Below are 10,262 nucleotides of genomic sequence, written 5' to 3'. Positions count from 1 at the left end.
TCTATAGTTCGTCGAATTGTGATTCTTTTATTTAATAAAAATCTCCAGGAAGCAATTAAAGCTCCGTAAAATTTTGAAGGGTGTACATATGAAGAAATAAGACCTCTTGTTTCAGAAGTCATAAATAAGTGGTCTTTTTCTCATAGTTACTGTACGAATCAATGCTTTTGCAAGTAATTCTTGAAAAAGTATTATTAATTCAAAAATGATTTATACAGTAAACACTGTACAAAAAGACCAGAAAACTCTCTAAAAACCCGTTAAAGTCTTTAAAAACGGCGGGGTTATGCTGTCACAGTGCATTTCACACTCAACATAACAAGCCATTATGTTGAGTAAAGTGACTTTCCATAGCTGAGAGAGTAACTAGGCGATAATCTAAAAGTACTCAAAAATCTTCAGGAGGAACAAATTGAAAAAATTACTACTATTGCCCCTTATGTGTGCGGCTTCTCTGGCTTTCGCGGCACCAAATACTGCAATTAAAGCTCTCGGACAGGATCTGAAATCGTTTAGTCCGGCGTCGATAACTGCCCATCAAGGGGCAGAAAAGAAGGAGACAGTAGTTATTGTGTTGCCTCAGGCTCGCATTACTGACACTATCTATACTGCCGTTATTAAAGGTGCTTGTATGCGCTTGTGGCTGGAGCCGAAGGATAAGTACCTGAATTCCGTCGCCCAGATTGCTGTTTTAAATCAGTGGGCCAAGCAGGGTTACGTTTTCGAGAAACCGAAAGAAACTTGTAAGCAGATGGGAGAGGCCGTCGGAAACAAGTCGAACATCCTGCTGATGGGTAACACTCATATGTATTAGAAATAACCGTTGCGCCTTGCAGCAGTTTCAACTCCCTAGTTGCTCGAGCCTTTGCTGATTGAGGCTAACGTGTCCTGCCCGGTTACCCGGGCAGGCTCTTTCACGCTAGCAAGTCAGCATCAACAGGAGCGCAACTATCAGTTTCAAAAAGAACCGACGGTGTCTCCTCACGAATGCTAAAATGCAGGCAAGAATGTTATGACACGCCATAACGTTCTCCCTTGTCAAAGCCGTTTCGCCCTCGTCACAGGGCTAGACGGCTTTAGCTTTATTCTGCGCCGGAAAAATTCACGGCGCCGACCGGCCCGCCACGGCCAATCCTCGAGATTTAGTCTTCCGGAGAGTTTTGGATTTTAATTTCTTGCCACGCTTTCTTCCGTTTTCGGTTCTTACGAATTTCTTCGGAAACATCCTCGAGGCATTTCTTGTCCCATTGAAGGAATGTCTGCCGGTCCTCTTCTTTTCACATATGAGTCAAAACGAAATTCTTCATTTCTGAGTATTGCCTGCTCTTTGGTATCAATCTTTGAATCTGATTCTTTAGCTGTAGGTTGCTTTTAGACAGCTCCTCGACCCGGATTTCTGATTCTTTTATCGCGGCCTCAGCCTGTGCAATCATGTTTTGTGCCTTGGCTTTTTCCGAGTCAAGTTCGGTATGCTGCTCGGATAGTTCGCGACTGTACTCTCGGAGCTTTATCTCAAATTCTTTCAATGATTTTTCTTCAGCTTTGATCTGTTGGCTTCTTTGCTCTAATTCTGAAGTTTTTCGTTCCTGGTCATACAGCGTCCGTTCCTTCCAGCGTTCCAAAAGTCCGGAAGCCTTCTCTTCAGCGATTTTCTTGATGTCAGGCAGATCAAGACTTGGGTTCATCCAATATCCGATGAGAAGAGCAGGAAGGGCTGCAGAAATGGCAATTGAAAAGAAAGTGGCCTTTGTTACCTCGTTTGCATCAAGGATCATCGAATAGGTCTGGCTCAATGAATATCCTTGTTTGATGTCCATCATGTAATAGAAAACGACGGTAGGAAATAGGATGATGGAGGCGAGTACGCAAAGAAAAACCAGTCCTAAACTTCTCTGCGCCTTCCCCGAGAGGATGGAATAGCCAAAAGCATGCCCAAGGCAGATAAAAAGACAGAGGAGGAATGCTAGGAAGAAGACAAAGTCAAAAAAGTTTAAAAGAAACTCGCCCAGCCACCCGGCAATAGATACAAGAAAGTCCGTCATCGCAAATAAGCGTCCGTAATGTCCGGCCTAAAGTGCCCCATCTCTTGGGAGACTGTTTCTTTAGCCGTTTCGTAGTCATAGTTCTTTGTTAGATTTTTAAGGCGTTCCTGAGCATAGGAGTGACGTAAACCGTGTGCTCCGGTGGACCACCCGAGCGCCCTTTCACTCGCCTTAGCAAACGAGTCGGTAAATTTTTTACCGCCGGCCAGGTCGTACTTCTGAACATAGAACACGCCTCTGTCCCGCACCCGAATAGGCTCTGGAAGCCTTCGTTGTTCGAGTTGTATTGCCAAGTCCTTCGGAACGAAAATTTCACGGGTGAGGCCTCCTTTTCCTGTGACGACATAGCGAACTCCGTCACCCATTCCGTCAAATTTTGAGCTTAGGTTCTTTTCCCTGCCGTCGGCGTAAAAACGTTTGTCGGCGCGTTTATCCGAAGTACGCTCAATGGTTAGAAGTTCATGGGCTCTCAATCCGCAGCGATAAGCCAGCTCTGTGGAGAACGCCATCTTTGGGGTCTGGTGGTTCATGACAAGCTGAACCTGCTCGGCGGTGCAGGGACGCCGCTTGTCCCTGCCCCGGAGATTGAAAGAGGGCGGCGCCCTCTTTCCGAGCACCCTGTTAGGGTGCTAAGGCAGATGACTCCAGGTGAGCTCGTGTGGCGTGGACAATGAAGAGCAACTCTAATCTTTTATTGTCCACTCCGAATAATTACGATTGAAATCATTCAGAAACAGGTTGAGCAACCATCGGAAAGAGATTGAGGAGAGAAAAATGGGAGAGTGGGTTTGGATTCAAAATGTTGTTCGTGAAAACAACAAATTTGTCGCTGAAGTGCAGCTTTCGTATGGTGGCTTGTCGGAAAAAGTTCCTTTGACAAAAAAACTCATCAAAAGAGCCATTAAAAGCATGGTTGTTCGGCTTGATTTATTTGAGGTGATGATTAACAACAAAGTTGATGATTTCGACAACTTTGTTAAGGCTGCTTTTGTGGCCAATGAGAACTTCTCCAAATATGAGTTCCCTCTGTTTCGATCCTGCGTAGAAAAACTCCCTTCCGCTCCGGATACAGAAGATGAAGAGGCTCTGAGTGAGTGGGATAAGCAAGTTGTGGAGGCTAGGCTCAAGTTTGTAGCTAAGGTGGAGTCGGAGCTTCCTCGTAAACCGCTCACGGCAGATCAGATTTACGAGAAAGTTGGAGTTGAGGAGATTGGTAAAGTCTGGGATGAGGTCTCAGAGCGTTGGGGCTGGGACTTAGAAGAGCTTCTTAGTTTTGCCGAAAGCAATTGCGTTGAAGCTAAAGACTTCATAATGAACACGTCCAAGCTGAAAAGAACCGTCATTGGATTGATCATGATCGATGTCATGGACGATATGACCCCGCAACTCGGAGGAAAATGCTTCGGATACCATTTGGATTGTCCGCTGACTCTCGAGGAGATACTGGCGCTGCCGGAGGAGTGATCATGAAACTCGCTATTCGAGTAACTGATCCGGGGAACGATGCTAAGTGGAATTTTTTATTTTCGGTTTTCAATGTTGCCTCTGATGATCAGAGTTTTCTGGAACGTGTGGTCAGTCAAAGACGCCTTAGCGAGATGATTGATGACGCCCTTGCAAAAAGCATTTTTGATAATCATTACTCAGAGCTTTTTGAGTTCTACGACGTTAAGGTATTTCTGCAGACAGATGTTCCGGAGTCAGTTCCGCGGGAATGTAGGCTCTGCGCATACAGTAAGTTTGTGGTTGATTTTATTCAAAAGACGTGCAAAGCCGACGTGGTCAATACAGACCGTGCGAGCAATTTTCTGAGCTTCCTTAGAGGTATCGAAAATGGACGGATGCCAAAACTTTCAATAAGAGACGACATCTATCTGAATCGCGGAATAGGGCGGTTAGCACAGCAAAAAAATCTTTCTTCCGATGAGTATCAAATATTGCTTTTCCGGAACTTTACGACAGGATGTCAGAAAGGGGTCGGAGTCGCGGTTAAATTGATTTTGATTTGTGGAGAAAAACCGGACTGCTCTCTGACTTCGGATGAACTTAGAAGGTTCCGACTGCTGAAAGACGTTGGAGAAGATGGCTTCGCTAGGCATTTTGTCTCGGCATCGGAGCGGGCGACCAACAAAGCAATGACGATTAAACCTATGGCCTTACTTGAGTTGAATCAAAAAGATTTAAGAGAAATGTGGAGGTGTTTATCTGGAGAGTAAAGAATTCTCATAGTGTGTACCTAAGTAGTGAAAATTTGGCCTTCCGATAGGAAGGCCTCTTTTTACGACGAAGGATCGTTTTTATTGCCCATGGCTGTGTTTAATCACGTACCGACCTCAACAGTTTTAAACTGCTACGAAAACACTCTGGAGTAATAGCGACCGCTACTTTCTTGTCGGGCCAGGTAGTTGCGCAGTTTAATTAAGTCCTTATCTTCTAGCTTCTTGCCAGCAAATTCTTCAAGGGTAGAGAAAAAGCGAGCAGCCTTTTGGTTTTCGGAAACGACGGAAGTTATCCTCTCCCGTTCTTGTTGGAGTTTTTCGCGAAGGACTTGAATTTCAGCCTGAAGCTGTACTTTTTCTTCGGCTGCGGTCTGGGTCAGTGATTTCAATTCGGAAATGAAACGGGACTCTTGATCCTTAAGCGTTACGGTAAATCGGAGTTCTTTTTCTCTGCTTGCTTCTTCGAGTTCTTCGTACTTTTTCTGCATCTCTGCGAGAGCATCAACGGAAGCTAGTCGGAGGTCCCGATCGTTTTCTGTTCGCTCTTTGACGAGTCTGGCCATCTTTTGCTCGAAGAACGGGATGATTCCGGCCATGAGCTGACTGGTTTCAAGCGGGTCCAGCGTCAAAGGGCTTTTCTTTTCCGGTGCAGAAATATTCATCCCTTTGAGGATTTCTGAGTACCGATTCATGCTCCCGCCGCCGAAGTGATTACGAATCTCGGCCATAGTCGGGAGTTTTTTATTTTCATGAACGAAGGAAAGAATGAAACGTTCGACGTTTTCCTTGGCAACGAAGGGCGGTTTCGGCATGACAAAGAGCCTCAATTAAAAGATATATAAGATACAATCAATCATATTATATTCTAATTTGGTAAGTTTTCCTTTGTTTTAAAAGAAAAGCTCTCAAGACGACTAGAAGGAGGCGCCACCCGGTTGAACTTTTTTATATATTGCGCAAAAATTGAGCAATATTAAACAAATATTGAACAAGTATTGCGCAACATGAAGTTAAATCTCGACCTTTCTGATTTTCGATACTCTCACGCTGAAGTTGATTTGTTGTCCAAACTTGACCAGTTCAAGGGAGCGTGGACGGCTTTTGGAAACCTCGCTCCGGAAAGATTGATTCATCTCCAGAAAGTCGCCACGATTGAGAGCATTGGGTCTTCTACGCGTATAGAAGGAAATTCTTTAAGCAACGCGGAGATTAAAGAACTCCTAGGGAACATCGGAAAACAATCATTTGCCAGCAGAGATGAGCAGGAGGTCGCCGGCTACGCAAATACGCTTTCCTTGATCTACTCCTCGTGGGAAGATATGCCGCTGTCGGAAAATCTCATCAAGCAGCTGCACGCCTCTCTTTTGCGATTGAGCGATAAAGACGTGCGCCATATGGGGAGCTATAAAACGGTAGAAAACTCGGTAGCGGCAATGAAAGACGGGAAGGTGGTTGGGGTTGTCTTTAAGACCGCGACACCGTTTGAGACCCCGTTTTTAATGCAGCAGTTAGTCGTTTGGTACAACGAAGAGACCGAGAGGCGCGTCTACCACCCGCTTTTACTCATCTCTGTTTTCATTACAGCTTTCCTTGCTATCCATCCTTTCCAAGACGGCAATGGGAGGTTGTCTAGGGTTCTAACGACGCTGCTGTTACTCAGGAGTGGTTTTGCCTATGTGCCTTACTCTTCCATCGAGTCGGTCATAGAAAAGTCTAAAGCTGCTTATTACCTGAATCTCAGGCAAAGCCAAATGACGATGGAGGAAGATCATCCGAATTGGCGCCCCTTCTTTGATTACTTTTTGAGCTGTCTTCAGATTCAAATGAAGGTGCTTGAGTCGAAAGTATCTCAAGAGCACCTCTTGGCCGGAGTCCCAGAACTTTCGCTTTCTATCTTGAAGTTGCTGGAGAACGGGGCACCTGTCGGTATTGCTGAACTGGAGAAGGCCCTGAAAGTACCGCGCTCGACGATTCGCTTTCATTTGAAGCGCCTTTTGGAAGATGAAAGAATCGTTTCTTTCGGAAAAGCGAGCGCAGTCAAATATCAGATCAAAAAGACCTCGGACTTTAATTTTGAATAAATAACACTTTTTCAAAGTTTATACGTATAAACTTTTTATCGGAAAGTCGGGTGCCTTGAACGAAACGGTCGACATCGATCTTCTCAAAAAGTTGGTTTGAACCAACTTAAAAACTGGGCCAGGATGAAGCTTCCTTTTGAAAAAATAAGACAACTGCGCTTGGGGTTAAGTGGAGCGGTTAGAGCTCCCAGTGAAAATAAAACAAGCTCAAAAAAGAACTAAGGCAGGATCGCATTTTGGTGTCTGTTCTAAAGACCTAGACGCCAAAATGCATCAGCACCTCGCTGTTGCTCGGTCGAAAATTGGAAATTTTCGGCTGTCCTGACAGCAGCAGATAAACGCGTTATTGAAATTGTTCTGGCTATCAAAAAATAAAATATAAAAGATACAATCGAATATATTAAATTATTTTTGTTTGAACTTGAAATCCTTGCGGAGAGCGAATATTTGTTAAGATGATCTTGTAATCAAGATTGACATCTCTTGTCCGGATGATTGTGTTGGGTGCGATGATCCTCCTAAATGATGGAGAGGATTGGACTGTCTCGACACTTTATAGGACTGACCCAGCCCGTGTTGTCAGCGCGGGCTGAGTCGTATTTGGTCTAGTTAGCCTTGCCGGAGCGGCTTTTTTCCGTTGCTTTCGATTTCTCTTCTTTTTTCTTTTCCTCTTGTTCGAGTTCTTTGAGTTTTACCTCGTAGAGTTTGAATAACTCGGCAACTATCTCAGGTTCTGTCATGGATGGCTTGAAGCCGTAAGCTTTCATGACGGCTTTATCGTTTGCTGTGTGAGCATTTCTTAAATCTTCTGGCATCGTCAGTTCGTCATAGAGCTGGGCTAAAGACATCGTAGGGTGTTTTGCGCGTGCATCGAGAATCATCTGTGCCGTTTTTTCAATTTGCGACTTATTCTTTTCAGTAACCTTCGGCCAAATGAAATTGTTATAGACGATAGTATTTGAATAACGGTAGTCGCTTTTCAGCCTTCCCGCCACTGTACGCATCCAGGCCATGTGAACTGAGGAAGTTAGTACTCCGAGGGTGTACAAAGAGGCATTACTGATCGTGAAATTTGCATTGTTTGTAATAATGTCTTTACTGACATATCCAACGGGGATATATCTTCGATTTTCAGAAGATACGATAGGAATCAGGAGATAAGTAGTTTTTGGCTGGCGAGGACTTGTGAATCGATAAGGAGTTTTTGAAGATTCGCTTATCGCGGTTTTTGTTGTTTCATTCCTTGCGATTCATCCGTTCCAAGACGGAAACGGACGATTATCGAGGCTTCTCACGACACTGCTTCTTCTTAGAAGCGGCTTTGACTATGTACCGTACTCGTCCCTTGAGTCCGTAATCGAAAAATCCAAGGCTTCCTACTATCTGGCGCTTCGGAAAACCCAACTTTCACTGGAAAAAGAATCTCCGGATTGGCGTCCGTTTTTTGATTATTTTCTGAATAGTCTTTGGACTCAAATGAAAGTGCTTGAGTCGAAGGTTTTTCAAGAGCATCTGTTAGCCGGCGTTCCGGAACTTTCTCTTTCGATTTTGAAGTTATTAAGCAGCGGAGATTCAATGGGTATCAGTGATCTTGAAAAGGCACTGAAGACGCCGCGTTCAACGATCCGATTTCACCTGAGACGCTTGATAGATGAGGGCAGGATCTTTTCGTCCGGCAAAGCGAGGGCGGTTAGGTACCAAATCACGGATGCACCATCTTGGAATTTTGAATAAATAAGACTTTTTCAAAGATAACGAAATAGATCAGATAGGGACACGGCACATCATTCAATACGACAACTCTCACTGCAGCCGAGGAGAAGGTGGCGGTTTGGTATGAAGTTGGACAGAGCGCTTACCAGCTAGGCCCGTAAAGCACCGTTATTTATAACGGTGCTTTACGGGCCCAGTCCGAAGGACTGGCTATGCTAAACTGGCTTTATCTTTTCAGATCTAGGGGCGGGCTGTCCCGAAGTGAAGTCTGTGGAGAGATGTGAGACCTGAAGGAGTATACGGTTGTGTCCACGCACGTGAAACTCCTTTTGGAGAACGTGCAAAAACCAAGCTGTACTCCTTTGGGCAATCCCGCTGAAGCAGAAACCCGCCGAGGCAACTTCGACATTAAGCTACGGCTGTCGGAGAAGCGGTAGGAATCCTCTTCATTTATGGAGGGGAGGAAGTCAACTAGCGAACTCTGTCCAACTCTGAGATCTATGCAACGCAGCTAAATACACGCTTTTACAAACGGTACACTCTGCCCTCCCCGGAAGGAAGATTAACGAGCAAAGAAATTTCTCCTCCTAAGGCCTCGACATATTTTTTTAATGTTCGTAACTTAGTGTCGAGTCCCCTGGATTCGATTCTTTGGACGGAGGGCTGACTGATATGCAGCGCATCGGCTAATTCTGCCTGAGAAACCTCTAATTCTTTACGCAGATTAAACAGAGAGTACTCTGTGATGTACTGATCCCTCTGTTCTTTAATTTTTCTTTGAACTTCAGGGGATTCTTTGCTGATGAGTTCTTTTAAAGTGCTCATGTTAAACCTCGTTTTCTGTCAGATACTCTTCGTATTCCTTTTCGGCCAAAGGAATCATTTGTTTATAAAATTGTTTGTCGCCTGATTTATCTCCCGCACAAAGTACGATGGCTTTTCTCTCCGGATCGAAGCAGAAGAAAGCACGGACTGGATGACGTTTGCATTGCACCCTGAGCTCCTTTAGGTTACTAAGTTTGGAATTCTGCAAGGTATCGACAAACGGCCGTCCCAAGTTAGGGCCATAATCCTCTAGCAAAGAAAGCCCGGCTAAAACTTTGACCCTTATTTCTTCGTCCTGCTCTGATAACCAAAGATCAAACAGAGGGCGGGTTATGACAGACCACACGATAAAATCTCACTAAGAATGGTTGGATTAATTATAGCCTATAAGGTATATTTTTCTAGCGTTGAGCGCAGATCAGGCATGAACTGAGAGACATACCTTAGTTCCAAAACGGATCGTGCCGGAGTTGCAAGTTCTTGGGATTAAACACACTCTGAGTGCACTGACCTCGTACGCGTTATTCTCGATAAACGGGAGCTTCCGCCAGCCGACTAGCACTGGTAGGATGGTTAAGCAGAAATCAGCGTGAGAGCAAATTTGGTTTTGATTGAGTGCGCTATCTTGACGATTTTGAAAAAATAATACCTATTCAAAAATCCTACCAGACTTGTTGAGTTTCTGACGAACTTTGCTCAAAAAGAAAACGAGGCGCCCTTTTGAAAATTAAGGGGCGCTAAAATAGCCGGAGGATTAAAAGGGTAAATTTACTTATAATACATTGTATATATACAAACAAAAACAAATAAACCCATCCTTATCAGAAAGATTGATGATAAGATTTTGACCTTCAACAGCCCGAATTCTCCGCGCGATATCCGATAACCGCGACACTGTTGAAGACGGTTTCGGCGATTTAATTTGCCGCTTCCGTGGGGCCAGTTTCTTTCTTGACTGATTGTTAACCTAGGTCAAGTCTGGAGGACCTTTCGAGAGCCTTACCACCTCTCAATGATTGGTTCGCAGCGAACTGGGCTTTCGCCATAGCATCTTGTGAGGGAATGATGCTTCAGACCCCTACCCCGAGACTGCCGGGATGGGAATGGCGACCAGTGCGGTACCGCACTAGAGTTAGTGTGTTCGAGCACCTAACTAGGTGGCAAGTAATTCATGCAGGAGTCTCTCGAAAGACGAACCAAGACCACAAGTGCATGAGACCTACCCGAAGCAAGTCAAGGTCAATAAAAATAGAAATATTTTTCGGAAGGATCGGAAGAAACCGGTCCTTTTGTTTTTTCCGTTTCTGACAAGTCCGACGGCGGCAGCAAATGCCCGGCTGCGGAATATTAAAAAGAACAGAAGTTGCCAGTCTCGTTGCTAA

12 protein-coding genes are annotated in these 10,262 nt (G+C 44.7%); 5 read left to right on the top strand and 7 right to left on the bottom strand.

All coding sequences use genetic code 11. The annotated features are described in order from the left end of the window. Window positions 1-571: 571 nt before the first annotated feature. The gene (locus HMPREF9439_RS13200) at window positions 572-814 is read left to right on the top strand and encodes a hypothetical protein (protein ID WP_157645841.1); all 243 of its coding nucleotides are present in this window, start codon (window positions 572-574) and stop codon (window positions 812-814) included. A 463-nt stretch (window positions 815-1,277) separates the two neighbouring features. On the opposite strand, the gene HMPREF9439_RS05680 is transcribed toward HMPREF9439_RS13200, so the two are convergent. Both HMPREF9439_RS05680 and HMPREF9439_RS05675 read right to left on the bottom strand, forming a co-directional pair. Next, entirely contained in the window at window positions 1,278-2,042 is a 765-nt protein-coding gene (locus HMPREF9439_RS05680; RefSeq protein ID WP_008864102.1) for a hypothetical protein, read from the bottom strand. Beyond that, complete coding sequence (locus tag HMPREF9439_RS05675) at window positions 2,039-2,572, bottom strand: site-specific integrase (RefSeq protein WP_157645840.1); 534 nt, start codon at window positions 2,570-2,572, stop codon at window positions 2,039-2,041. The genes HMPREF9439_RS05680 and HMPREF9439_RS05675 overlap by 4 nt, the downstream gene beginning before the upstream one ends. Before the next feature lie 244 nt (window positions 2,573-2,816). On the opposite strand from HMPREF9439_RS05675, the gene HMPREF9439_RS05670 reads away from it, so the two are divergent. Together HMPREF9439_RS05670 and HMPREF9439_RS05665 are read left to right on the top strand one after the other, a co-directional pair. Beyond that, entirely contained in the window at window positions 2,817-3,506 is a 690-nt protein-coding gene (locus HMPREF9439_RS05670; protein ID WP_008864100.1) for a hypothetical protein, read from the top strand. Window positions 3,507-3,508: 2 nt separating this feature from the next. After that, complete coding sequence (locus HMPREF9439_RS05665; RefSeq protein ID WP_040603464.1) at window positions 3,509-4,258, top strand: hypothetical protein; 750 nt, start codon at window positions 3,509-3,511, stop codon at window positions 4,256-4,258. A gap of 134 nt (window positions 4,259-4,392) precedes the next feature. Here HMPREF9439_RS05665 and HMPREF9439_RS05660 read toward each other — a convergent pair whose 3' ends face one another. Further along, window positions 4,393-5,073 carry a DNA-binding protein gene (locus HMPREF9439_RS05660; protein WP_008864098.1) on the bottom strand — a complete coding sequence of 227 codons (681 nt, stop codon included), beginning with the start codon at window positions 5,071-5,073 and terminating at the stop codon, window positions 4,393-4,395. A 192-nt stretch (window positions 5,074-5,265) separates the two neighbouring features. Here HMPREF9439_RS05660 and HMPREF9439_RS05655 point away from each other — a divergent pair, with 192 nt between their 5' ends. Next, window positions 5,266-6,342, top strand: a complete 1,077-nt coding sequence (locus HMPREF9439_RS05655; protein ID WP_008864097.1) for a Fic family protein — start codon at window positions 5,266-5,268, stop codon at window positions 6,340-6,342. Between the two features lie 605 nt (window positions 6,343-6,947). Here the strand turns inward: HMPREF9439_RS05655 and HMPREF9439_RS05650 are convergent. After that, complete coding sequence (locus HMPREF9439_RS05650; RefSeq protein WP_342340266.1) at window positions 6,948-7,562, bottom strand: type IIL restriction-modification enzyme MmeI; 615 nt, start codon at window positions 7,560-7,562, stop codon at window positions 6,948-6,950. On the opposite strand from HMPREF9439_RS05650, the gene HMPREF9439_RS13555 reads away from it, so the two are divergent. Then, window positions 7,561-8,076, top strand: a complete 516-nt coding sequence (locus HMPREF9439_RS13555; RefSeq protein ID WP_087941995.1) for a Fic family protein — start codon at window positions 7,561-7,563, stop codon at window positions 8,074-8,076. The genes HMPREF9439_RS05650 and HMPREF9439_RS13555 overlap by 2 nt on opposite strands. Window positions 8,077-8,580: 504 nt before the next feature. Here the strand turns inward: HMPREF9439_RS13555 and HMPREF9439_RS05640 are convergent. From HMPREF9439_RS05640 to HMPREF9439_RS13340, 3 genes are all read right to left on the bottom strand, one after another. Beyond that, the gene (locus tag HMPREF9439_RS05640; RefSeq protein WP_008864092.1) at window positions 8,581-8,880 is read right to left on the bottom strand and encodes a helix-turn-helix domain-containing protein; all 300 of its coding nucleotides are present in this window, start codon (window positions 8,878-8,880) and stop codon (window positions 8,581-8,583) included. A gap of 1 nt (window position 8,881) precedes the next feature. Then, the gene (locus tag HMPREF9439_RS05635) at window positions 8,882-9,226 is read right to left on the bottom strand and encodes a type II toxin-antitoxin system RelE/ParE family toxin (RefSeq protein WP_008864091.1); all 345 of its coding nucleotides are present in this window, start codon (window positions 9,224-9,226) and stop codon (window positions 8,882-8,884) included. Window positions 9,227-10,049: 823 nt separating this feature from the next. After that, on the bottom strand, window positions 10,050-10,262 hold a 213-nt coding region (locus HMPREF9439_RS13340; protein WP_040603463.1), incomplete at its 5' end, for a hypothetical protein.

Origin of the sequence: Parasutterella excrementihominis YIT 11859 (assembly GCF_000205025.1) — a bacterium.
Taxonomy (GTDB): Bacteria; Pseudomonadota; Gammaproteobacteria; order Burkholderiales; family Burkholderiaceae_F; genus Parasutterella; species Parasutterella excrementihominis.
Note: the sequence above shows the minus strand (reverse complement) of the source record. Positions and strands in the feature narration are given on the sequence as shown.

Coding starts and splice junctions, on each gene's coding strand:
- HMPREF9439_RS05655 (WP_008864097.1), top strand. CDS start 5,266: ATGAAGTTAAATCTCGACCTTTCTGATTTTCGATACTCTCACGCTGAA.
- HMPREF9439_RS05660 (WP_008864098.1), bottom strand. CDS start 5,073: ATGCCGAAACCGCCCTTCGTTGCCAAGGAAAACGTCGAACGTTTCATT.
- HMPREF9439_RS05675 (WP_157645840.1), bottom strand. CDS start 2,572: ATGAACCACCAGACCCCAAAGATGGCGTTCTCCACAGAGCTGGCTTAT.
- HMPREF9439_RS05665 (WP_040603464.1), top strand. CDS start 3,509: ATGAAACTCGCTATTCGAGTAACTGATCCGGGGAACGATGCTAAGTGG.
- HMPREF9439_RS05680 (WP_008864102.1), bottom strand. CDS start 2,042: ATGACGGACTTTCTTGTATCTATTGCCGGGTGGCTGGGCGAGTTTCTT.
- HMPREF9439_RS05670 (WP_008864100.1), top strand. CDS start 2,817: ATGGGAGAGTGGGTTTGGATTCAAAATGTTGTTCGTGAAAACAACAAA.
- HMPREF9439_RS05640 (WP_008864092.1), bottom strand. CDS start 8,880: ATGAGCACTTTAAAAGAACTCATCAGCAAAGAATCCCCTGAAGTTCAA.